General features: G+C 68.3%; 20 protein-coding genes. 16 read left to right on the top strand and 4 right to left on the bottom strand.

Annotation, left to right across the window (positions count from 1 at the left end):
• Positions 1 to 3: 3 nt before the first annotated feature.
• The 5 genes from QH168_RS24245 to QH168_RS24265 all read left to right on the top strand — a co-directional run bounded on the left by QH168_RS24245 (position 4) and on the right by QH168_RS24265 (position 4138).
• Complete coding sequence (locus QH168_RS24245; protein WP_163823856.1) at positions 4 to 390, top strand: STAS domain-containing protein; 387 nt, start codon at positions 4 to 6, stop codon at positions 388 to 390.
• Positions 391 to 412: 22 nt separating this feature from the next.
• Positions 413 to 793 carry an ATP-binding protein gene (locus QH168_RS24250; RefSeq protein ID WP_175583227.1) on the top strand — a complete coding sequence of 127 codons (381 nt, stop codon included), beginning with the start codon at positions 413 to 415 and terminating at the stop codon, positions 791 to 793.
• A complete protein-coding gene (locus QH168_RS24255; RefSeq protein WP_280467953.1) occupies positions 786 to 1412 on the top strand; it encodes a SpoIIE family protein phosphatase in 627 nt (208 codons plus the stop codon). Before QH168_RS24250 ends, QH168_RS24255 begins: the two co-directional genes overlap by 8 nt.
• 16 nt (positions 1413 to 1428) lie before the next feature.
• On the top strand, positions 1429 to 3714 hold the full coding sequence (locus tag QH168_RS24260; RefSeq protein ID WP_280467955.1) for a SpoIIE family protein phosphatase: 2286 nt from the start codon (positions 1429 to 1431) through the stop codon (positions 3712 to 3714).
• Between the two features lie 85 nt (positions 3715 to 3799).
• Positions 3800 to 4138 carry an STAS domain-containing protein gene (locus QH168_RS24265; protein ID WP_280468314.1) on the top strand — a complete coding sequence of 113 codons (339 nt, stop codon included), beginning with the start codon at positions 3800 to 3802 and terminating at the stop codon, positions 4136 to 4138.
• 95 nt (positions 4139 to 4233) lie between these two features.
• Here QH168_RS24265 and QH168_RS24270 read toward each other — a convergent pair whose 3' ends face one another.
• Entirely contained in the window at positions 4234 to 5274 is a 1041-nt protein-coding gene (locus QH168_RS24270) for an LLM class F420-dependent oxidoreductase (RefSeq protein ID WP_280467957.1), read from the bottom strand.
• A 108-nt stretch (positions 5275 to 5382) separates the two neighbouring features.
• On the opposite strand from QH168_RS24270, the gene QH168_RS24275 reads away from it, so the two are divergent.
• The 8 genes from QH168_RS24275 to QH168_RS24310 all read left to right on the top strand — a co-directional run bounded on the left by QH168_RS24275 (position 5383) and on the right by QH168_RS24310 (position 13983).
• Positions 5383 to 6042: a cyclodeaminase/cyclohydrolase family protein gene (locus tag QH168_RS24275; protein ID WP_280467959.1), complete on the top strand. Its 660-nt coding sequence runs from the start codon at positions 5383 to 5385 to the stop codon at positions 6040 to 6042.
• A gap of 401 nt (positions 6043 to 6443) precedes the next feature.
• Complete coding sequence (locus QH168_RS24280) at positions 6444 to 6746, top strand: hypothetical protein (RefSeq protein ID WP_280467961.1); 303 nt, start codon at positions 6444 to 6446, stop codon at positions 6744 to 6746.
• Between the two features lie 240 nt (positions 6747 to 6986).
• Positions 6987 to 8195 carry a glycosyltransferase family 4 protein gene (locus QH168_RS24285; RefSeq protein ID WP_280468315.1) on the top strand — a complete coding sequence of 403 codons (1209 nt, stop codon included), beginning with the start codon at positions 6987 to 6989 and terminating at the stop codon, positions 8193 to 8195.
• A complete protein-coding gene (locus QH168_RS24290; RefSeq protein ID WP_280467963.1) occupies positions 8192 to 10303 on the top strand; it encodes an amylo-alpha-1,6-glucosidase in 2112 nt (703 codons plus the stop codon). The genes QH168_RS24285 and QH168_RS24290 overlap by 4 nt, the downstream gene beginning before the upstream one ends.
• Before the next feature lie 104 nt (positions 10304 to 10407).
• The gene (locus tag QH168_RS24295) at positions 10408 to 11172 is read left to right on the top strand and encodes a L,D-transpeptidase (RefSeq protein ID WP_280467965.1); all 765 of its coding nucleotides are present in this window, start codon (positions 10408 to 10410) and stop codon (positions 11170 to 11172) included.
• 128 nt (positions 11173 to 11300) lie between these two features.
• Positions 11301 to 12026: a hypothetical protein gene (locus tag QH168_RS24300; protein WP_280467967.1), complete on the top strand. Its 726-nt coding sequence runs from the start codon at positions 11301 to 11303 to the stop codon at positions 12024 to 12026.
• Positions 12027 to 12113: 87 nt separating this feature from the next.
• Complete coding sequence (locus tag QH168_RS24305; RefSeq protein ID WP_280467969.1) at positions 12114 to 13112, top strand: Acg family FMN-binding oxidoreductase; 999 nt, start codon at positions 12114 to 12116, stop codon at positions 13110 to 13112.
• Between the two features lie 10 nt (positions 13113 to 13122).
• On the top strand, positions 13123 to 13983 hold the full coding sequence (locus QH168_RS24310) for a universal stress protein (RefSeq protein ID WP_280467972.1): 861 nt from the start codon (positions 13123 to 13125) through the stop codon (positions 13981 to 13983).
• A gap of 84 nt (positions 13984 to 14067) precedes the next feature.
• On the opposite strand, the gene QH168_RS24315 is transcribed toward QH168_RS24310, so the two are convergent.
• Positions 14068 to 16329 (bottom strand): excinuclease ABC subunit UvrA, encoded by a 2262-nt coding sequence (locus QH168_RS24315; protein WP_280467973.1) that lies wholly within the window; start codon positions 16327 to 16329, stop codon positions 14068 to 14070.
• Between the two features lie 61 nt (positions 16330 to 16390).
• Here QH168_RS24315 and QH168_RS24320 point away from each other — a divergent pair, with 61 nt between their 5' ends.
• Entirely contained in the window at positions 16391 to 17368 is a 978-nt protein-coding gene (locus QH168_RS24320; protein WP_280467974.1) for a helix-turn-helix transcriptional regulator, read from the top strand.
• A gap of 10 nt (positions 17369 to 17378) precedes the next feature.
• Here QH168_RS24320 and QH168_RS24325 read toward each other — a convergent pair whose 3' ends face one another.
• Entirely contained in the window at positions 17379 to 18425 is a 1047-nt protein-coding gene (locus QH168_RS24325) for an alpha/beta hydrolase (RefSeq protein WP_280467976.1), read from the bottom strand.
• 125 nt (positions 18426 to 18550) lie between these two features.
• Between QH168_RS24325 and QH168_RS24330 the strand changes: the two genes are divergently transcribed.
• Together QH168_RS24330 and QH168_RS24335 are read left to right on the top strand one after the other, a co-directional pair.
• Positions 18551 to 19462: an ABC transporter ATP-binding protein gene (locus QH168_RS24330; RefSeq protein ID WP_280467977.1), complete on the top strand. Its 912-nt coding sequence runs from the start codon at positions 18551 to 18553 to the stop codon at positions 19460 to 19462.
• Positions 19459 to 21048: an ABC transporter permease gene (locus QH168_RS24335; RefSeq protein ID WP_280467978.1), complete on the top strand. Its 1590-nt coding sequence runs from the start codon at positions 19459 to 19461 to the stop codon at positions 21046 to 21048. The genes QH168_RS24330 and QH168_RS24335 overlap by 4 nt, the downstream gene beginning before the upstream one ends.
• A gap of 103 nt (positions 21049 to 21151) precedes the next feature.
• On the opposite strand, the gene QH168_RS24340 is transcribed toward QH168_RS24335, so the two are convergent.
• Positions 21152 to 22402 (bottom strand): cytochrome P450, encoded by a 1251-nt coding sequence (locus QH168_RS24340; RefSeq protein ID WP_280468316.1) that lies wholly within the window; start codon positions 22400 to 22402, stop codon positions 21152 to 21154.
• Positions 22403 to 22518: the final 116 nt, after the last annotated feature.

The following is a 22518-nucleotide window of genomic DNA, read 5'->3' on the forward strand; positions in this document are numbered from 1 at the left end:
CTCATGCCGGTTCCCATCCTCAAACAGGGCACATATCTCATCGCGTCGGTGCAGTCCGCGCTGACCGATGCCGATACCGAACGTCTCCAGGACGACCTGATGACACAGGTCAGCAAGTACCGGGCGCATGGCATCATCGTCGACGTGACGGCCATCGACGTGATGGACTCGTTCGCCGCGAGATCGTTGCGGACCATCGCGCATATGACGCAGCTGCGTGGCGCCCAGACCGTCATCGTCGGACTGCAACCCGAAGTCGCGTTCGCCATGGTCCAGCTCGGCCTCACCTTCGAGGACATGCACACCGCCCTCGACCTGGAAGAGGGCCTGGCCTGGTTGAACAGCAATGTCCCTGCCCGGCGGCGAGATGGTCGTGACCGTGGCCGCTGAGGACAGAGTCATCGCGGTGAAAATGTCGAACGACATCGTCACCGCGCGTCAGGCCGGACGTGAACTGGCCGAACAACTCGGCTTCTCCCTCACCGACCGCACCATGATCTCCACCGCCATCTCCGAGGTGGCCCGCAATATCACCAGCTATGCGGGCAGCGGCGAGATCCGATTACTCGTCGACGAACGTGAAGGCCGTCAGGCGCTGGTGGTGCAAGCCAGCGACAAGGGGCCGGGTATCCGCGATATCGCCCGTGCCATGGAAGACGGCTATTCGACCGGGCTCGGCCTCGGCCTCGGATTACCAGGGGCCAAGCGGCTCATGGACAGACTCACGGTCGATTCCGGCCCCGATCGCGGCACGTTGGTGGAGATGTGGAAGTGGGTACCCAACGGTGCATGATGACGGGTACATCGGCCGGATCGAATGGGCCGTTGCCGGTCGTGCCCTGCCCGGACAGCAGATCTCCGGCGATCGCTGCGCAGTGCTCGACACCGGTTCCGGGACCGCGCTGTTCGCCGTCCTCGACGGCCTCGGCCACGGTGAAGCCGCCGCGACGGCGGTCGACCGGGCCGCACGGGTACTGGCCGACAATCGCGCCGAACCGTTGGACGTGCTGATGGTGCTGTGTCACCGGGCGATGGCCGATACGCGGGGCGCCGCGGTCTCGCTGGCACTGTTCGGCGCGGAGTCGGTGCAATGGCTCGGGGTCGGCAATGTCGATTCCCAATTGCTCACCGCCGGTCCCACAGGACCGTCGATCAGCGCGACGGTGCTCCAGACCGGCGGGATCGTCGGCTATCGGCTACCGGCACATCTGCAACCGCAGACGGTGGCGGTACGCCCCGGTGATCTACTGCTGATGTCCACCGATGGTGTGGTCATCGATTCCGGTGCGGATATCGATCTGTCCAAACCGGCCGCCGACATCACCGCGACGCTGCTGGATCATCACGCCAAAGACACCGACGACGCCCTGGTGCTCGCGGCCAGGGTGCGCGGGACGAACGGAATCTCATGAGCGGTGGGTGCCGACGATGAGCACGGTCCTGTCCGCCTTTCTCGACGATTACGCCGCCGCATTGCGGCGCCATCTGCGCTCCCCCGCGCACGACGGCCTGGCCGAAGGCCATGAGCTGGGCAGACGAGCCCTGGTCGAGGGCATCAGTCTGCTCGACCTCACCGAGAACCACTACCGGGTCGTCACACAGGTGCAGGCCGAATCCGGCGGGCCGGGCACGACTGCGCTGGAGGAGTCGGCGCTGGAGTTCCTGTTGCAGACCCTCATCACCCTCGACGTCGCCACCCGCGGCTATCTCGACGGCACCCGCCGCTACGAACAGCAACGCACCCGCGCCGACGATCTCGCGGGCCGCGACGAGTTCCGCACCGCGCTGGTGGAGTCGTTACAGGACGGGTTCTTCGTGGCCGACGCACGCGGCACCATCATCGAGATCAACTCCGCATTCGGCGAATTGACCGGCTACGGCGCTACCGATGTGCCCTATGCGCTGCCGCATCCGTGGTCGATCCCGGAGGGCCCGCGCTACCCCGATCTCGGCACCGCCGCGCTGCGCTTCGTCACCCAGATCCGGCATCGCGACGGCCGCGACCGCTGGCTCGCGGTGAGTACGAGCACGCTGGTCAAACCCGAGGGCAACGAACGGATCTTCGTCGGCACCATCCGCGACGTCACCGCCGAACACGATGCCCAGGCCCGCGATCAGGCCGCCTCCCGGCTCGCCAATGCCGTCGCCTCGGCGATCAGTGTGGCCGAGGTGCTCGAGGTCGGGCTCGACGAACTGCGACGCACCGTCGACGCGGAAACCGCGGTGGTGGCGGTCTGGGCCACCCGGCAGGGCACGCCCGAGGTCTATGTCTCCGGTGCGCCGGTGGATGCGGAATCCGAGATCGTCGAGGAACCGCGAACGGCGCAGGTACTCGCGCCCGAGACGCGGGAGCTGCTGGAACGGGCCAGGCTGCGGCCCGGCCGCAGCCTGATCGCGGTGCCGGAGGGCGCCGACCGCGCCGAAGGGATCGTCGCGCCGCTCGGCGAGACCGCCGACGCGGCCCTGTGGCTGCGCTTCGCCGCCCCGCGGGTCGTCGACGCGGCCGATTGGACGCTGTTCTCACTGCTCATCGGCCATCTCAGCCTTGCCGTGCAGCGGGCACGCAACTTCGACCAGGCCCGCGCCACCTCACTCACCCTGCAACGCGCCATGCTCGGCCCGATCGAGCTGCCGCCACGGTTCTCGGTGCACTACGAGCCCGCGCTGCCACCGTTGGAGATCGGCGGCGACTGGTACGACGTGGTGCCGTTGAACGACGGGACGATCGGTGTGGTCGTCGGCGACTGCGTCGGGCGTGGTCTGTCGGCGGCGGTGGTGATGGGCCAGCTGCGCACCGCGGCGCGGGCGCTGCTGTTGCGTGGCGCCGGTCCGGCGCAATTGCTGGCCGAACTCGATACCGTCGCCGCCCGGATTCCCGGCGCCATGTGCACCACCGTCTGCGCCGCGGTGCTCGATCCGATCCGTGGCCTGGTCCGCTACAGCAACGCGGGCCATATGCCGCCCATCCTCGCCGATGTCGGCGTGACCGGCCGGATGCTGGAAGGTGGCCGGGCGGTACCGCTGGCGACCTTCGATATGCCGCGCCGCCCGGAGGCGACCACACCGCTGCCGCCCGGATCGACGCTGGTGTTGTTCACCGACGGGCTGGTCGAACAGCGCGGTGTCGACATCTTCGACGGCTTCGACCAGATCGCGCACGTGCTGGCCGAGACCCATGCGCGGCTGCCGCGTGAGGTCGCCGACGCGGTGCTGTCGCGGCTGCGTCCGGCCGGTGGCTACGACGACGACGTCGCCATGGTCGTCTACCGGCAGCCACCGGCGCCGCTGCGGCTCACCGTGCCCGCCCGCGCCGATCAGCTCTCCACCCTGCGGCGCACCCTGATGGAGTGGCTGACCGCGGCGGCCGTACCGCACGATCTGGCCGCGGATCTGGTCGCCGCGGCGAACGAGGCGTGCAGTAACAGCATCGAGCACGCCTACCGCGACAGCGAACCGGGCCGGGTCGAACTGAGCGCCGAATGCGATACCGAGACGGTGGCGATACGAGTCGCGGACTCCGGCGACTGGAAACCACAGTCGGCCGATCGCGGGTACCGTGGCCGTGGACTGGATATGATGCGCGCGCTCACCGAAGAGCTCGACATCGACCACAGCGGCCCCGGCACGCGGGTGCGAATGTCGGTGACCCTACCGGCGATCGCTTTCCCCGTGGCCAACCCGCTGCGCGGTACGAACAAACAGGTATCCGGGTGACAGATTCGGCAGGATCGCCCGGAACATGGCAGATTGTGATGATGTGACAAACACTTCCGGAGACGCGTACCCCCTCACCGACACGATGACGACCACCGTCGCCACCCGCGACGGGGCGACCGTGCTCACGGTGACCGGGGAGGTCGACCTGGCCACGGCACCCGCCCTGGAGAACGCGATCGACGCCGCCCTCGGCAACGAGCCCGCGGGTCTGATCATCGATCTGACCGCGGTCACCTTCCTGGCGTCGGCGGGTATGGCGGCCCTCGTCGCGGCACATCAGCGGGCGGGTGAGACCACCGCGATCGCCGTGGTGGCCGATGGCCCCGCCACCAGCCGTCAGCTCAAGATGACCAGCCTCGACCAGGTCTTCGCCCTGCACACCACGCTGGAGGCGGCCCTGGCCGGGCTGCGCGGCAACTAGACCACCGACAGACGGGCCCCACACCACCGAGGCGGTGATGCGGGGCCCGTCTGTTGCGGTGCCGGACCGTCCGGGTGGGCGACTCCGGCGCTATCTCAGTCGCAGAGTTCGCGCAGCTGCTCGATCAGACCGACGCGTTCGGCGGGCGTCGCGGCCATCGGGACCACATTGAGCACCGTGACACCGGCCTCGGCGAAGGCGGCGACGCGTTCTTTCACGAAGCTCGCCGGACCGACCAGCGAGATATCGCGCACCAGCTCGTCCGGGACGACCTTGGCGGCCTCTTCCTTCTTCCCGGCGAGGTACAGCTCCTGGATACGGTCGGCCTCGGCGCCGTAGCCGTACTTGGTGGCAAGGGTGTGATAGAAGTTCTTGCCCTTGGCGCCCATACCGCCGATGTAGAGGGCCAGATGCGGTTTCACGAATTCCAGTAGCGGCGTGACATTCTCGCCGATGGCCAGCGCCGGACCCGCGTAGACGTCGAGGTCGCCGAGTGCCGGATCGCGGTGCGCCCGACCGGCGGCCAGCGCCTCGCCCCACACCTTCTCGGCCTGTTCGGGCAGGAAGAAGATCGGCTGCCAGCCCTCGGCGATCTCCGCCGCCAGCTGCACGTTCTTCGGGCCGAGCGCGGCCAGCAGCACCGGAATGCGTTCGCGCACCGGATGGTTGATCAGCTTCAGCGGTTTACCCAGACCGGTGCCACGCTCGGCGGGCAGCGGGATCTGGTAGTACTTGCCGTCGTATTCGAGGCGTTCGCGGCGCCACACCTTGCGGCAGATCTCCACCAGTTCCCTGGTGCGGCCGATGGGCGCGTCGTAGGGCACACCGTGGAAGCCCTCGATCACCTGCGGGCCGGACGCGCCGAGTCCGAGGACGAACCGGCCATCGGAGACGAAGTCGAGACCGGCGGCGGTCATCGCGGTCAGGCTCGGGGTGCGGGTGTAGAGCTGCAAGATCCCCGAGGCGAGCTGGATGCGCTCGGTCTTGGCGGCCAGGTACCCGAGGGCGCTCACCGCGTCGAACGAGTACGCCTCGGGGACGAACACGATGTCGAGGCCCGCCCGCTCGAGATCGGCGACCTCGGCCGCCACCTCCTTGAAGCCCCCCGAATAATTGATGCTCAATCCGATCCGCATAGCACTCAACATAGCCACGGCCGAGTGACCACCCGCGACCGGCCACACCCGGATCGCGGTAGCGTGAGGACGCCCCGCTCTCGCCTCAGAACGAAAGGCCACACCGCCGTGTCGCAGCCGACCACCTCGCATCCGGATCTCGCGCCGAGCTTCGCCGACGCCACCGTCGCCGGATATCTGGCCGATCTGGCGGCCAAGGTGCCCGCACCGGGAGGTGGCGCGGTGGCCGCGCTGCACGCCGCCCAGGGCGCGGCACTGGTCGCGATGGTCGCCCGCTACACCACCAGGGCCAAGGACGCCGAGCACCGGCCGGTGGTGGATCGGATCATCGAGGCCGCCGACGCGGCCAGGTTGCGGGCACTCGCCCTCGCCGATGCCGACGCCGCCGCCTTCACCGCGGTGGGTGCGGCCTACAAGCTGGCCAAGACCACCGCGGAGGAGACCGAAGCCCGCGCCGCCGCGATCACTGCGGCGCTGCTGGAGGCGGCCCGTGTACCGGCCGCTGTGGTCGACGAGGCCGACGAGGTCCTGTCGCTGGCCGCGGAACTGCTGCCGATCGGCAATCCCAATGTCGTGACCGATATCGGCGCGGCCGCCGATGCCGCCCGCGCGGCGGCGACGAGTTCGCGGCTCAATATCGAGATCAACGTCGGTTCCCTGCCGCCCACCGAGGCCGCTCCGTTCGCCGTGACGCTCGGCCGGATCGAGACGATCACCGCCCGCGCCGACGCCCTGCACGCCGACGTGCTGCACGCCGTGCGCGGCTGAGCGCCCCCGCACCGGCCCGGTCGCCCATGGCGGCCGGGCCTTCTCGCGTTCGGACCACCCACCGAATAGATAGCCGACACATAGCCAGCACGGCTTAAAACCGCCATTACGATCCGGTAGCGCCTCGAGTTCGGGCCGCATGAAACTCGGGGCCCCGCACCACAAGTGCCAGTAGATGCCGTATTCCAGCACCCGGTCGCGCCAGAATCCGGCTTCGACGGGCGAACTGCCGAGTAGGTAACTGAGTGCGCGTACACTGGGCGGCGGTTTCGTGATACACATCACTTCACGAACCATTTTCATGCTTCACCTGCTTTTGCGTCACCACGAGTCACCAGCGTGATCGGCGGCCATACGGTCGCCGGAACTGATAGCTCGAGCTCGACATGCAGGAGGTAACGGTGAGGATCGGGTACATCACGGCGCTACCGGCGCTCGCACCTGACGCACTGGACCGCGCGGCGGAACAGGCGACCAGGATCGACGTCATCACGGTGCGCCAGGTCGTTTCCAATATCGCGGACTGCTCGGCCGATCCCGGCGAGCTGACCGTCGGTCAGGCACGCCGCGCCCATGACATCCACCGCTACTGCTCACCCGATTGCCTGGTTCTCCGACGGGCCAGGTACACGCTGAACGCGACGGCCACCGGCCGTGCGGCGTTCACGCTCGCCCTGGATCGGGCGGGGGCAGGCGCCGTGTAGCGCACATCCACGATGCCGCGTCGGACACCGCTGAGTCGTCCGTGCAGCAGTGCGCTGCTGCCCTATCGCGCCGGACATCGTCGGCGCCGAGGACATTCGTTGCCCTGATGACACCGAATGGTTCGTGATCAGCTCCACCCATCGGCCGACGGGTACGCCACGCGCGTGCCACGGCCACCGCTGAGGAGGATTGCGTTGAGCACCATATTCACCCACGAGGACACCGATTCCGATGCCGACCTGCTCGGCCGAAAACCCGGCAGCGACGCGCGCAACGGCGCTTCCCGCCACCGGCCGCTGAGCATCGTTCTCGTCGCTCCCCCGTACTTCGATGTCCCGCCCGCCGGGTACGGCGGGGTGGAGGCCGTGGTCGCCGAACTCGCCGACACGCTCGTCGCGCGCGGCCACCAGGTCACCCTGCTCGGCGCCGGAAAGCCGGGCACCGCAGCCGAATTCGTCCCGGTCTGGGATCGCATCCAGGCCGACCGGCTCGGCGATCCGTTCCCCGAGGTGGTCAACGCGCTCAAGGTCCGCCGCATCATCGAGGGTCTGGCCCGCAGCAGGCCGATCGACATCATCCACGACCACACCTTCGCCGGGCCGCTCAACGCGCCCGCCTACGAGGCGCTCGGCATACCGACCGCAGTCACCGTGCACGGCCCGGTGGACGGCGATATGTGCGATTACTACGGCGCGCTCGACGAACACACCCGCTTGGTCGCGATCAGTGATCGCCAGCGCGCGCTGGCGCCGACGTTCAACTGGATCGCCCGGGTGCACAACGCATTGCGTCCCAGCGAATGGCCCTTCCAGGTGGAGAAGAAGGATTACGCGCTGTTCCTGGGCCGCTACGCCTCCTATAAGGGGCCGCATCTGGCGTTGCACGCCGCCCACGAGGCCGGAATACCGTTGATCCTGGCCGGTAAATGCAATGAGCCGCCGGAGAAGGCGTATTTCGCGCAGGAGATCGAACCCCTGCTGACCGAACGCGATCATGTCTTCGGTGAGGCCGACGCGGTCGCCAAACGGCAACTGCTCGCCTCGGCGCGCTGCCTGCTGTTCCCGATTCGCTGGGAAGAGCCCTTCGGCATCGTGATGATCGAGGCCATGGCCTGCGGCACCCCGGTGGTGGCGTTGCGCGGCGGCGCGGTGGAGGAGGTCGTCGTCGACGGCGTCACCGGCATCATCTGCGACGATCCGGCCGAGTTGCCCGCCGCCATCGCACGTGCCGGTGAACTCGATCCGTATGCGTGCCGCAGGCGGGTCGAAGAACTTTTCGGTGTCGATCAGCTGGGTGCGGGCTATGAGGCGGCCTATTACCGCATACTCGAAGCGTGGGACGAATCCCACCGCCCGGCAGATGAATTGACCACCGTCGAGCTCCGCCGCAGCGGCCTGCTCGGCCTGCGCGCGGACAACGGCACGACACCGGCTTGGAGTCGAGCATGAGTGAGCCCCCCAGGGTCCTCAATTCCGGTCAGCCCGCCGCCGTCAACGGCGGCGGGGGGACCATCACCCTCGTCGAGGCGAGCACGTTCTGCCTCTCCGATCAACTCGGCGATATCCATTCGGGTACCTCGCAGGGCCTGTTCTATCGCGATGCCAGGGTGATCTCGCGGTGGGAGCTGCGGTTGGACGGCCAAGCGGCCGAACAACTCACGGTCCTCACCCCCGAGGCGTTCAAGGCGCGCTTCATCATGCGCAAGCAGCCGCGTCAGGGCATCGCCGACAGCACCGTGCTGGTGGTGCGCAAGCGGATGATCGGGCAGGGGCTCAAAGAAGCGATCATCGTGCAGAACCTCGGTCACGAGGACACCGCGATCACCGTGACCCTGTTCGCCGACGCCGATTTCGCCGATCTGTTCGCGGTCAAGGAGGGCCGTAAACATCTCGGCAGCGCCGAGGCCCAATCCGTCGACGGTGAACTGCATCTGATCGACCACACCGATCCCGGCCGCGGCCTCACCATCAGCGCCACCGGCGATCCGGTGATGCTGCCGGGGACGGTCACCTGGCAGGTGGTGGTGCCCGCACACGGTCAGTGGAAGACCGAGATCCTGGCCCAGCCGGTGGTGGCGCATCGGCGGGTGCAGATGGCCTTCGGTGACGATGAGGACAGTCCGATCAGCAGGCTCAAGGCCTGGCGGGCCACCGCGACCGACCTCACCGCCAGCGATGCCCGGCTCACTCAGGTGTTGCAACGCACCGAAAGCGATCTGGGCGCCTTGCGGATCGACGGCCGTGGTGATGGCTCGCCCGCCTACGTGGCCGCTGGTGCGCCCTGGTTCATGACCCTGTTCGGCCGCGACAGCCTGCTCACCTCGTGGATGGCGCTGCCACTGGATTCCGCGCTGGCTGTCGGCACCCTGCGGCAGCTGGCCAAACTCCAGGGCACCAAGGTCGAGCCGATCACCGAGGAGGAGCCGGGCCGGATCATGCACGAGATGCGGCACGGCCCCGCGGGCGGGCAGGTGCTCGGCGGCGAGGTGTATTACGGCTCGATCGACGCGACCCCGCTGTTCGTGATGCTGCTGGCCGAATGCTGGCGCTGGGGCGCGGAGGAGTCGGTGATCCGCGAGCTGCTGCCCGCCGCCGACGCCGCGCTCGCCTGGATCGACGAATACGGCGACGCCGACGGTGACGGTTTCGTCGAGTACCGCCGCAAAACCGACCGCGGGCTCACCAATCAGGGCTGGAAGGACAGTTTCGACGCGATCAACGATGCCAGCGGTCACCTCGCCGAACCGTCCATCGCGCTGAGCGAGGTGCAGGGCTATGCGTACGCGGCCCGGCTGGCCAGGGCCGAGCTGGCCGACCATTTCGGCGACACCGAGACCGCGGTGCGGCTGCGCGGCCAGGCCGAGGACCTCAAGACCAGATTCGACGAGGCGTTCTGGGTCGCCAAGAACGGGTGGTACGCGATCGCGCTGGACGGGCACAAACATCAGGTCGACGCCCTGACCAGCAATGCCGCCCAATGTCTGTGGTCGGGCATCGTCGCCGATGAACGCGCCGCCGAATTGATCGATAAGCTCGCCGACGCCTCGATGGATTCCGGTTTCGGGTTGCGCACGCTGGCGGCCACCATGGGCGCCTACAACCCGATGAGCTATCACAACGGTTCGGTGTGGCCGCATGACACCGCCATCGCGGTGGCCGGGCTCCAGCGCTACCGCCACATTCCCGGCGCCAGTGAGCTGGCCGAACGGCTCACCACCGGTCTGCTCGATGCCGCCGCCGAATTCGGTGGGCGGCTGCCCGAGTTGTTCTGCGGGTTCGGCCGCAGCGAGTTCCGCTCCCCGATTCCGTATCCGACCTCCTGTTCGCCGCAGGCGTGGGCCAGTGCGGCGCCGCTGCTGCTGGTGCGCTCGTTCCTCGGGCTCGCGCCGTGTGTCCCGAACCGGCGGCTCACCGTCACCCCGCGACTACCCCGTCGATGGGGCAAGCTCGCCCTGACGGATATGCGCCTCGGACCCGCGACGGTCACCCTGCACGCCGAGGGATCGGAAATCCATGTGCACGGACTGCCCGACGATTGGCAGTTGGTGACCGAGTAGCCGCATTCGGTCACGTAACGAGCAGACAACGCTCTGCGCCGTAGTTGATCATGCGCGCCTAGAATGGTCATCTGCCCACCACACCGTCTCGAAGGGGTGGAGCCATGCGGAGCGTAGTTCGGCACCTGTTTCTGGCGACCGCGATCATGGCATTGTTCATGGTCGGGTCGGGCGCGGCGCACACCATGTCGATCGACCGATCCCCGCCGGGCGCGGGTGTCGGTGCGGTCGCTTCCATCACGCCCTCCGATGGCCGGATGGTCGGTATCGCCCATCCGGTGACCATCCGATTCGCGGCCGATGTCGCGGATCGGGCGACCGCCGAGGAATCGGTGGTGATCACGGCCGATCAGCCCTTGACCGGCACCTTCTCCTGGACCGGCGCCAGACAACTGATCTGGACGCCGACCGGATATCTGCCCGCCGACACCACCATCGGCGTGCGCATCGGCGAGGCTCGCACCGAGTTCGTCACCAATGCCGGGGTCGTCGCCGATGCGAACATGTCGGCGCACACCTTCACCGTCAGCATCGGCGGTCAGGTGGTCCGGCAGATGCCGGCCTCGATGGGTAAGCCCGGCTGGGAGACACCGACCGGCACCTTCCCGGTGCTGGAGAAGTTCCGGCATATCGTCTTCGATTCGCGCACCATCGGCATCCCGTTGGATTCCCCCGAGGGATATCTGATCGACGGTGAATACGGTGTGCGGCTCACCTGGGGCGGTGTGTTCGTGCATTCGGCGCCGTGGTCGGTCGATTCACAGGGCTATGCCAACGTCAGCCACGGCTGCATCAATCTCGCCCCCGGCGACGCGGCCTGGTACTACGAGAACGTCGGCATCGGCGACCCGGTCAACGTGTTCTGGTGATCACCGCGCCACACCCCCGGTCGGTCTGCTGACCCGGCCGGGCGGGGTGTCGTGAGCGTCCATTCGACCGTCGGTCCAGTACAAATAGGGGGAACCTGACGGAAGAACCTGACGAAGGTGGGGGCGTTATGGATCGACGGGATACTGCGCGCGGCGAGGAACCGGCCGAGGACAGCGGTAGCGGATCGACCGCGGATTATGTGGGCGAGTGGGCGGAATGGATGTCGTCGCTGCCCGCTCCCACCAAGATCGCGCCCGGTCGGCCCGCACCTCCGGGCGCGGACACACCGCGCCGGGTCGGCCGCCGTGAGCCGATCGAGCCACGTGGTCGACGGCGGTGGATCGCGCCGGTGCTCGCCCTGCTCGGCGGTGGTGCGCTGCTGGTGGCCGCCCATGTCCAGTTCGGTGGCTCGGGTTCGGATTCCGCGTCCGCACAGCCGCGGACCGATATCACCGTCCCCGCGCCTGCCGCCGTCCCCGCCGCGTGTGCGGCGGAGCGGGTGGGCAACCGGATTCAGGGCAATGCGGCCGGTGGTGACGATTCCGGGCCCGCCGCCATCTTCGCGTTCCAGCACGCCTTCTACGTCGCCCGATCCGGTGAGCAGGCGCGCACCGTCGTTGCTCCCGGCGCGGCGGTCCCGTCTGCGCCCGATATCCAGCGCGGCATCGATTCCGTGCCCGTCGGAACCACCCACTGCCTCACCATCAGTCCGGGCGCGTTCGTCGGCCAGTACACCGTCGTCATCACCGAGCACCGCCCGCAGGCCGCGCCGACCACCTACAACGCTCAGCTCGTCACGACCGCCGAGGTCGGCGGGCGCACCCTGATCACCGGGATCAGTCCCGTCCTGTGACGGACGCCCGGCACAGGGCCACACGGTCATCGGACATGCGACCGACGACCCTGGTCAGCCGCCTGCGGGAGGGGCACACTCGCAGATATGACCAACATCGACGAAGTTCGGGTCCCCGAGCATCCGACGGTACTGGCCGCGCTGCGGCTGGCCTGCCGGGCGCCGTCGGTGCACAACACCCAGCCCTGGCGTTGGGTGTTCGACGGAACCAGGCTGCATCTCTACGGTGACGGCGAGCGCCGGTTGCATTCGGCCGATCCGCAGGCCAGACAGCTGGTGATCAGCTGCGGAGCGATGCTGCACCATGTGAGTACCGCATTCGCGGCCCGCGGCTGGCATACCGACATCACCCGGCTACCCGATCCCGCCCACCGTGATCATCTGGCCGTACTCGAATTCCGGCCGTGGCCGGACCCACCGAATCGGCTGCTCGCGCTCGCCCGCGCGATCGATCGGCGCCATACCGACCGGCTGCCGATGCTCGCACCACCGCGCTGGGACCACTACAGCGCGGCCGTGCGCACGCTGCTCTCGGCCTATGAGATCGAATTCGATCTGCTCGAGAGTTCGGTACGTCCGCGGCTGGCCGCCGCCTCGGAACAATCCTCGGCGCTGCGTCGCCACGATCCGCACTATCAGAACGAATTGCATTGGTGGGCCGGTAATACCGCCAATCTGGAGGGCATACCCGCCACCGCGCTGGCCTCGAACGCGGAGCTGTCCCAGGTCGGTGTCGGACGGGATTTCCCGGCCGGGCCGCGCTCACTGCGCCGCGGTGATCTCGACGATCGCGCCGAGCTGGCGGTGCTCAGTTCCGCCGACGACACACCGCTGCACTGGCTGCGCACCGGTGAAGCGCTCTCGGCGGCGTTGCTGGAATTCACCGCGGCCGGGCTGGCTACCTGTTCGTTGACCCACATCACCGAGCTGCCGTCGAGCAGGCGCATCATCGCCGGGCTGATTCCCCGGCCCTGTGTGCCGCAGGTGGTGGTGCGTGTCGGCGCCGCACCCGACGGGCCGGAACAGCCGCCCACCCCGCGGCGGCAGGTCGCCGAGTTCTTCTCGGTCGACCGGACCGCGCGCTGACGGCCACGTCATGACCGCCACGGGCGCGCCGGTCGTCGTCGGGGCCGATGGATCTTCTTCGGCCATGGGCGCGGTGCGGTGGGCGGCCGCCGACGCCGCCAGGCACGGCTGCCCGCTGCACATCGTGTACGCGATCGGGGTGCCGATCGATGTGGGCCCCACCCTCGGATACGCACCGATCGACGCCGAAACCTATCGCAAAGCCGGGCAGGACGCACTCACCGACGCCGGTGCCGCCGCGCGTGCTGCGGCCGCCCCGATCGGCGATATCGAGATCGAGACGTTCGTGCGGGAAGCGGCGCCGGTCCCACTGCTGCGCGATCGTTCGACCTCGGCCAGGTTGCTGGTCGTCGGTAGCCGCGGTCTCGGGGCATTGCGGCGCGGCCTGCTCGGTTCGGTGAGCACGTCGCTGGCCCGGCACGCCCACTGCCCGGTCGCGATCATCACCGAATCACCCGAACGCACCGATGGCCCCGTGGTGGTCGGCACCGACTGCTCCCCCACCAGTGTCCGCGCCCTCGACATCGCCTTCGACCAGGCAGCACGACGCGGCGCCGAACTGGTCGCGGTGCTGGCCTGGTCGGAGTTCTACCGGTATCTCTCGCGGGCCGAACTGGCGGCCGAGGCCGAGGCCCGGCTCTCGGAGACGTTGGCGCCGTTGCGCGCTCGGTATCCCGAGGTCCCGGTGCGCCGGGTCGTCGCCGAGGATCGTCCCGCGCGATTGCTGCTCAGCACCTGCGCGCGGGCTCAGCTCCTCGTGGTCGGTAGTCACGGGCACGGCGGTTTCGTCGGCATGACTCTCGGCTCGGTCAGTCAGGCGGTGCTGCACGCCACCGACTGTCCGGTGATCATCGCCCGCGCCCGGCCTTGAACGCCGCACTACGGCACAGCGCAATCGCCGCGCCGGAGTCCACCGATGGGGGTGTGCCCTCGCCGAACCGGACGGGTCACCGGTTCAGCGCGTCATCTCGCGCAGCGCGCGGCCGGTGGCCGACTCGGCGCACGCCCCGAGTTGTTCGGGAGTTCCCTCGTAGACGACGCGTCCGCCGTGCCGGCCGGGACCTGGTCCCAGGTCGATCACCCGATCGGCGCGCCGGATGACCTCCAGGTTGTGTTCGATCACCACCACGGTGTCGCCCTTGCCGACCAGGGCGTCCAGCACTCCGAGCAGGGTATCGATATCGGACAGGTGCAGGCCGGTGGTCGGCTCGTCGAGGATGTAGAGGGTGTGGTCGGCGCGGGCGGCGAGTTCCTTGGCGATCTTCAAGCGCTGGCATTCACCGCCGGACAGTGTGCTCAACGATTGGCCCAGGCGCAGATAGCCGAGGCCGACCTCGGCGATATGGCCGAGCGCCGCCGTGATCGCCGGTGCGGTCAGGCGACGCAAGGCCTCGGCGACGGTGAGATCGTCGATATCGGCGATCGATAGGCCGTCGACCCGATAGCCGAGCACCTCCTCGGTGAAGCGGCGTCCACCGCAGGTTTCGCAGACCATCTCCTGACCGTCCATGAAGGCCAGATCGGTGTAGATCACGCCGAGGCCCTTGCACGCCGGACAGGCACCGGCGGAGTTGGCGCTGAACAGCGCGGCGGGGACGGCGTTGTGGCGGGCGAACAGCTGCCGGACCGCCGGTGCGATGCCGGTGTAGGTGATCGGGGTCGAGCGCCGGTTGGTACTCACCGGACGCTGGTCGACGATGGTGGCCGGATGCTGAGCCGCCAGCTCGGCGGCCAGACTCGACTTGCCGGAGCCCGCGACACCGGTGAGTACGGTGAGAACTCCGGTCGGGATGTCGACGTCGATGCCGGTGAGGTTGTTGCGGGTGGCGTTCTCGATCCGGATCTTCCCGGTCGCCGTCCGCGGCGGGCGCGGTGCGCGATCCGCACGCAGCCCGCGCCCGGTCGGGGTGTCGGCGTGCCGCAGCTCGGCGAAATCGCCCTGGAACACCACGCGTCCGCCGTCGACACCGGCGCCGGGCCCGATCTCGATGATCTGATCCGCGATCCGCATGACATCGGGATCGTGCTCGACCACCAGCACCGCATTGCCCTTGTCCCGCAACTGTTTCAACAAGGTGGTCATCGACCGCACATCGTGCGGATGCAGTCCGATGGTCGGTTCGTCGAAGACGTAGAGCATCTCGGTGAGGCTGCTGCCCAGATGACGTACCGTCTTGATCCGCTGCGATTCTCCACCGGAGAGGGTGAGCGTCGGCCGTGACAGGGTCAGGTAACCCAGGCCGATGGTGCGCAGTGCGAGGAGCCGGTCGCGCAGTGCCGCCACCACCGGCGCCACCTTCGGCTCCCGGACCCCGGTGACGATATCGGCCAGCTCCCCCACTTCCCTGCGGCCCAGTTCGGCGATCGTCTGCCCGAGCACCCGCGCGGTGCGCGCCGCCTCGTTCAGCCGGTCACCGCCGCAGGCGCCGCACTGCGCGGTGCGGGTGAAGCGTTGCACCACCGCTTGTTTACGCTCCGACATCTCATCGGAGGTGTGCAGATAGACCCGCTCGAATCGTTCGATGACGCCCTCGTAGTCCTTCGGCGGCCGGGTGCCGAGCCGGGCGGCCGCCGCGCCGCCGTACAGCAGCGCCGTCCGTTCCTCGGGGGTCCAGTCCCGCAGCGGTGTCTGCGGATCGAAGGTGCCGATATCCGCGTACTGCCGATACCAGTGTTTGCCATTGCCGAAGCCGGGCAACAGGATCGCGCCCTGCTCGAGGGATCGGTCCAGATCGAGCACGCGGTCGACATCGGTGGTGAGGGTCTGTCCCAATCCGGCGCACGCCGGGCACATACCCGCCGGATCGTTGAACGAGAAGTGGTTCGACTCCCCCACATACGGTTCACTCACCCGCGAGAACAGCAGGCGCAGATAGGTGTAGGCGTCGGTGATGGTCCCGACGGTGGACCGTGCGTTACCGCCGAGGCGCTTCTGATCGATCACCACCACCGGCGACAACCCGTCGATCGAATCCACCTGCGGGCGGTGCCAGCGCGGTAGCCGGTTGCGGACAAACGGCGGGTAGGTCTCGTTGAGCTGGTAGCCCGCCTCGGCGGCGATGGTGTCGAACACCAGCGAGGATTTACCGGAGCCGGAGACTCCGGCGAAGACCACCAGCCGCCCACGTGGCACGTCGATATCGATACTGCGCAGATTGTGGGTACGCGCCGCCCTGATGCGGATCGAACGCACCGGGCCGGTGTCAGAGGAAGTCATCACTCGACCGTAGGACCAGATGCGGCCGGATCCTGACCGCAATTCGGGGCAGAATCGAGGTATGTCCGACACCACCGGCCGGATGCTGGAACTGCTGGCCACTCTGCAAACCGGCCGACGTTTCAGCGGCCGAGATCTGTCGGCGCGCCTGGCGATCAGCCCGCGCACCCTGCGCCGCGACGTCGACCGCCTGCGCGCCTACGGCTATCCCGTTCTCACCCAGCCCGGCCCGACGGGCTACTACCGCCTGGCCGCGGGCCGCACCCTGCCACCGCTGGTCCTCGACGACGACGAAGCCGTGGCCACACTCATCGCGCTGGCCCTGTTGGGCGCCACCACCCCCGACGAGGTATCCGGCACCGCACGCACCGATATCGGTGCTGCCGCCGACCGCGCCTTCGGCAAGATCGACCAGTTCCTGCCCACCCGGTTGCGGCTGCGCGCCGAGGCCGTCCGCAGTTCGCTCGAGGCGGCCCCGCTCACCGCACCGTCGGTCGAGGCCGAATTGCTGTCACTGCTCGGCGCGGCGGCCGCCGGACATGAACGTGTCCGCTTCGACTACGCGGACAAGACCGGGGCGCGCTCGGTGCGTCGGGTCGAGCCGTACCGGCAGGTCAACCTGCATCTGCGCTGGTATCTGCTGGCCTGGGATCTCGATCGCGCCGATTGGCGCACCTTCCGCATCGACCGGATCACCGAGGCGGCGACCACGGGCGCCCGTTTCACGCCGCGACCGCTACCCGCCGAATCCGGTATCGCCTATCTCCGTGCCGGGCTCACCGCCCGCCGATATCGCGCGGTCGCCACCGTCGACGCGTCCGCCGCGACCATCCGCGATGCCCTGAAATTCCAGGACTGCGATATCGAGACGCTGTCGGCGGACCGATCCCGAGTGATCACGCGGGTGGACTCGTTCGAATGGCTGGTGCTCCAACTCGCGCTCACCGGAGCCGATTTCGTCATCGAGGAACCGGCCGAGTTCCGCGATCGGTGTCGCGAACTGGGCGAGCGGCTACAGCACGCGGCCGGACCGCCCTGAGCGGGTTCGATCAGCGGGACAGGAATTCGTCGATAACGCGCCAGGTGGTTTCGCGGGCGGTGGGCCCGGCCAGAATGCCGAGGTGACCGCCCGGAACCTCCTCGAACCGCACCTCGGCCGCGCCGGTGAGCACATCCTGTCCGGCCCGCGCGGCAGCGGCCGGGACCACCAGATCGGTGCGGCTGCCGAGGATCAGCACCGGACAGGTGAGCTTCGCGGTCTCCACCACCAGATCCGAGCGTAAGCGGATGGTGCCGGTGACCAGTTCGTTGCGCAGGATGAACGACCGGTGGATCTGCCGATAGAGGCGGCCCGGATAGCCGGGCATCATCGCCATGAACCGGTCGATGGCCTCCATGCGGGCCAGTGCGTCCTCGTCGAGAATATTGCGGGCCACGAACAGCGGGCGGGTGAGTTCGCGCTGGAAGGCCTGCACCCGGAACCCGGTGCGCACGATGTAGCTGGGAATTCCGCCGAACACCCGGGTCGCGAGGTCGACCTCACGCCCGCCGGTCACCGCGCCGAGCAGACGCAGCGGCGCCACGGTGAGGGTGTCGCGCTGGTCGAACGGCGGGGCGATGGCGGTGATGGAGGCGATCGGCAGATCCGCGTGCCCGGCCCCGGCCAGCACCGCGAGAATGCCACCGAGCGACCAGCCGATGACCTCCACCGCGGCGCCGTCATGCTCTTGGCTGACCCGCCGGATGGCGGTCGGGACGATATCGTGAGTCCATTCCTCGAGCCCGAGATCGCGGTCGGCGTAGGTCATCTCGCCGTAGTCGATGACATAGGGCTGTCTGCCGGTGTCCAGCAGGAACCGCACGAAGCTCTGCCCGTCGCGCAGATCGAAGCATGCGGGGGTGACCGCGAGCGGCGGCACCAGCAGCACCGGGCGGTGCGCGGACGGTTCGGCGCGGTCGAACCGGCGCAGGCAGCGGTGCGGTTCGTCGTAGACGACGGTGGACGGTGTCGGCGCGTACGGCTCGATACCGTCGCCGAACGACAGTGCCCAGACGTTGCGCGCAGCGCGCGGCAGATCCCCCACAAGCGAAACCATGTGTGTGCCCCTCAACGCCTTTCAACCTCGGCAACGCGTTAACTTACTATACGGTAAGTTAACCGCGGCTCTCAAATTGTGGCAACGATCACTCGGCGCCCGAGCTGGTCGAATACCGTTGAGAGATGTCTGCGGCAATCGATATGTCGAACCTGGTCAAAACCTTCGGCCGGACCCGCGCGCTGGACGGACTCGACCTACAGGTCACCACCGGTGAGGTGCACGGCTTCCTCGGCCCCAACGGCGCCGGGAAGTCGACCACCATCCGGGTGCTGCTCGGCCTGCTCCGCGCCGACAGCGGCACCGTCCGACTACTCGACGGAGACCCGTGGGAGCAGACCGCCGAACTACATCGGCGCCTGGCCTACGTCCCCGGCGATGTGAACCTGTGGCCGAACCTCAGCGGCGGTGAGGTGATCGATCTGCTCGGCACACTGCGCGGCGGCCTCGACGAGAAGCGCCGTGCCGAACTGCTGGAGCGTTTCGACCTCGACCCGACGAAGAAGGGCCGCACCTACTCCAAGGGCAATCGGCAGAAGGTGGCGCTGGTGGCGGCGCTGTCCTCCGATGTGGAGCTGCTGATGTTGGACGAACCGACCTCCGGGCTCGATCCGCTCATGGAGGCGGTCTTCCAGGAGTGCATCGATGAGATCAAGAACGAGGGCCGCACGGTGCTGCTGTCCAGCCATATCCTGGCCCAGGTCGAGGCGCTGTGCGATCGGGTGACCATCATCCGGCACGGTAAGGCGATCGAATCCGGCAGCCTCGCCGATCTGCGCCATCTGACCAGGACCTCCATCTCCTGCGAGACCGTCCGCCCGCCGACCGGACTCGACGAACTGACCGGAGTCCACGATCTGGTGGTGGAGGGCAACCGGGCCCGATTCCAGGTCGACACCGTCGATCTGGACCCGGCGATCAGCCATCTCTCCGGATTCGGCATCCGCACCCTGACCAGCCAGCCACCGACCCTCGAGGAGCTGTTCCTGCGGCATTACGGCGATGAACTCGCCGCCTCGGGGGTGCAGGAATCATGACCACGACCACCCTCACCGGGACCGGGACGCTCACCCGCTTCTTCCTGCGCCGCGAACGGATCGCACTGATCTGCTGGATCCTCGGCGGCATGTTCGTCTACTACTCGCAGGCGGTCGGCGTCGATCTCGCCTATCCGAACCAGGCCGACCTGGATCGGGTCGCCGCCAGCATGGAAGGCAACGCCGCCATGATCGCCATGGCGGGCCCGCCGCGGGTGCTCGACACCATCGGCGGCCAGGTCGCCTTCCAGGCCAGCGCGTTCGGCATGATCGTGGCCGGATTGATGAGCATGTTCCTGGTGGGCCGCCACACCCGCGCCAATGAGGAGACCGGCCGCGATGAACTCATCCGCTCCGGTGTCGTCGGCCGGCACGCCGGTTTCACCGCGGCGACCGTCGTTACGGTGCTGGCCGATCTGGTGTTCGGCGCCGCAGTGGCGCTGAGCCTGATCTCCTACGGGCTACCGGCGGCCGGATCGATCGCCCTCGGCGTCGGCGCCACCTGCGCGGGCCTGGTGTTCATGGCGATCGCGCTGCTGGCGGCCCAGCTCACCGAGAGCACCCGCACCGTCTACGGCATCACCGGTGCGGCGATCGCGGTGTCGTATGTGCTGCGCGCGGTCGGCGATGTGGGCAACGGTGTGCTGTCGTGGCTGTCGCCGCTGGGCTGGGGCCAGGCCATGCGGCCCTATGACGGTGAGATCTGGTGGCCTGTGCTGTTGTCGCTTGTGGTGGCGGTCGCAGTGACGGTGGCGGCGCGGCAGGTGCTCGATCACCGCGATTTCGGCGCCGGTGTGCTGCCACCGCGTCCGGGCCCGGCGCGGGCGGGCGAATCGTTGCGCAGCGCGTTCGGGCTGGCCTGGCATCTGCAACGCGGTTCGTTGATCGGCTGGTCGATCGGCATGCTGGCGGCGGGCCTTGCGTTCGGGTCGATCGGCGACGATGTGAGCGATCTGCTCGGCGACGTCGACCTCGCCGAGGTGCTCGGCCAGGACGTGGGCAGCCTGACCGACGCCTTCTACGCCATGGCGGCCGGACTGCTCGCGCTCATCGGCTCCGCGTTCACGATCTCCTCGGGCCTGCGACCACGCGCGGAGGAATCGGCGGGGCGCATCGAACCGCTGCTGTCCACCGGTCTGCCCCGGCTGCGCTGGCTGGCCGGGCATGCGGTCATCATGCTGGCCGGATCGGCGGTGGTGCTGGCCCTCGGCGGGCTCGGCATGGGGTTGATGTACGGCATCATCGCCGGGGACATGTCCCAGCTGCTCCCTCTGCTCGGCGCGTCGCTGACCTATCTGCCCGCGGTGTGGGTGCTCGGCGGTATCACGCTGGTGCTCTTCGGTTTCGTGCCGCTGGCCGCCTCGGGGGCGTGGATCGCGCTCGCCTTCTGTTTCGTGGTGCTGATGTTCGGGTCGACGCTGAAATTCCCGAGCTGGCTGATGAGCATCTCGCCGTTCGACAACATCCCGCTGGTCCCGGCCGTGGATTTCGCGCCGATGCCCGTGCTCATCACGGCCGTGGTCGCGGTGGCGTTGTGCGCGGCGGGCGCCTTCGGATTCCGGCACCGGGACGTGCAGACCAACTGACAGCGCGATCCGGTGTACCGGCCACTGCCGGTGCGAGGGATCTACAGACAGCACAATGTGTTTCGGGCCGCTTCCCGGTACACGCGGGAAGCGGCCCGAACTCTCACCCGACGGTCAAGGGCGGCGACGGCGGAAACACCACCGGCATGGCGGCCAACGCCCGGTGGAACGGGCCGGGCCGCCAGGTCAGCTGATCCGGCGCGACGGCCAGCCGCATCTCCGGCAACACATCCAACAGCTGATCGATCGCGTCCTGCACCACCAGATACGCCACCGATTTCGCCGGGCACGCATGCGGTCCCGCACTCCACGACAGATGCGATCGGTTGTCGACATAGTGGCCGATGCCGACCTCGGGATCGTTGTTGCACCCGGCCATGCTGATCACGACAGGCTGGTGGGCGGGCAGCCACACCCCGTCGATGAGAATCGGCTGACGCGGATAGCTCACACAGAAGTTCGCCATCGGCGGATCGGTGAACAGCACCTCGTCGAGCGCGTCCCGAGTGGACAGACTACCGCCGAGCACACTGCCGCCGAACCGGTCGTCGGTCAGCATCAGCAGCACGGTGTTCACGATCAGATTCTGCTGCGGTTCGATCCCCGCGCCGTAGAGCGTGACCAGCTGGTGGATCATCTCCTCCTCGGTCAGTGCCGCCGGATGATGCAGCAGCCGGGAGGCGATATCGTCGCCGGGCGCCGCACGCTTGGCGGTGACCAGTTCCAGCACCGCCTCGGTGATCATCGCGTTGCCCCGTTCGGCGTCGATACCGTCGAAGATGGCCTGCATCCCGGTGGCCACCCGCTGTCCGAGTTCGGTGGGAAAGCCCAGGATCTCGTTGAGCACGGCGAAGGTCAGCGGGAACGCGTACTGTCCGATCAGCTCGGCGCTGCCGGACTCGCAGAACGAGTTGATCAGCGGGATGGCGATCTTCTCGACCGTGCTGTGCAGGGTGTGCAGATCGACCCCGTTGATGGCGGCGGTGTAGGCCTGCCGGTAGCGGGCGTGCTCGACGCCGGTACTGCGCAACGCCTGCGGCCGCCATTCCAGCAGCGGCAGCACCGGACAATCCGCGGGAATATCCTTCTGCCATACCCGTGGATCGGCGGGAAAGTGGTCCGGGTCGTTGAGGATTCGCACCGCGGTGCGGTAGCCGATGACGAGGGTGGCCGGTACACCGGGCGCCAGGTCCACCGGGACGAGCGCGCCGTAGCGTTCACGCATCTCCCGGTAGGCGCGGTGCGGATCGGCGGCGAATTCGGCCGCATAGAGTGAGATACGAGGACCCTCGGTATCCATCGGCATCGCGTGCGCGACGGGACAGGATCGGCCGGATTCGGCGAGATGGTGCATGGTCAAGATTCGAACTCCAGGTCTGACCTCGGCGGACGCGACCGGACAGCTCCGGGCCACTGATTCGTCATCGTCTGCCGGGTGGGTAGCCAAGGACGCGCCGCGGCGCCCGAGGG

The organism is Nocardia cyriacigeorgica (assembly GCF_029868385.1).
GTDB lineage: Bacteria > Actinomycetota > Actinomycetes > Mycobacteriales > Mycobacteriaceae > Nocardia > Nocardia cyriacigeorgica_F.

Bases quoted from the DNA above. Each gene is read 5' to 3' on its own strand.
- QH168_RS24310 (WP_280467972.1), top strand. From the start codon at position 13,123: ATGACCGCCACGGGCGCGCCGGTCGTCGTCGGGGCCGATGGATCTTCT.
- QH168_RS24335 (WP_280467978.1), top strand. From the start codon at position 19,459: ATGACCACGACCACCCTCACCGGGACCGGGACGCTCACCCGCTTCTTC.
- QH168_RS24250 (WP_175583227.1), top strand. From the start codon at position 413: ATGTCGAACGACATCGTCACCGCGCGTCAGGCCGGACGTGAACTGGCC.
- QH168_RS24340 (WP_280468316.1), bottom strand. From the start codon at position 22,402: ATGCACCATCTCGCCGAATCCGGCCGATCCTGTCCCGTCGCGCACGCG.
- QH168_RS24295 (WP_280467965.1), top strand. From the start codon at position 10,408: ATGCGGAGCGTAGTTCGGCACCTGTTTCTGGCGACCGCGATCATGGCA.
- QH168_RS24300 (WP_280467967.1), top strand. From the start codon at position 11,301: ATGGATCGACGGGATACTGCGCGCGGCGAGGAACCGGCCGAGGACAGC.
- QH168_RS24265 (WP_280468314.1), top strand. From the start codon at position 3,800: ATGACGACCACCGTCGCCACCCGCGACGGGGCGACCGTGCTCACGGTG.
- QH168_RS24330 (WP_280467977.1), top strand. From the start codon at position 18,551: ATGTCTGCGGCAATCGATATGTCGAACCTGGTCAAAACCTTCGGCCGG.
- QH168_RS24260 (WP_280467955.1), top strand. From the start codon at position 1,429: ATGAGCACGGTCCTGTCCGCCTTTCTCGACGATTACGCCGCCGCATTG.
- QH168_RS24325 (WP_280467976.1), bottom strand. From the start codon at position 18,425: ATGGTTTCGCTTGTGGGGGATCTGCCGCGCGCTGCGCGCAACGTCTGG.
- QH168_RS24305 (WP_280467969.1), top strand. From the start codon at position 12,114: ATGACCAACATCGACGAAGTTCGGGTCCCCGAGCATCCGACGGTACTG.
- QH168_RS24245 (WP_163823856.1), top strand. From the start codon at position 4: ATGCCGGTTCCCATCCTCAAACAGGGCACATATCTCATCGCGTCGGTG.
- QH168_RS24320 (WP_280467974.1), top strand. From the start codon at position 16,391: ATGTCCGACACCACCGGCCGGATGCTGGAACTGCTGGCCACTCTGCAA.
- QH168_RS24270 (WP_280467957.1), bottom strand. From the start codon at position 5,274: ATGCGGATCGGATTGAGCATCAATTATTCGGGGGGCTTCAAGGAGGTG.
- QH168_RS24290 (WP_280467963.1), top strand. From the start codon at position 8,192: ATGAGTGAGCCCCCCAGGGTCCTCAATTCCGGTCAGCCCGCCGCCGTC.
- QH168_RS24315 (WP_280467973.1), bottom strand. From the start codon at position 16,329: ATGACTTCCTCTGACACCGGCCCGGTGCGTTCGATCCGCATCAGGGCG.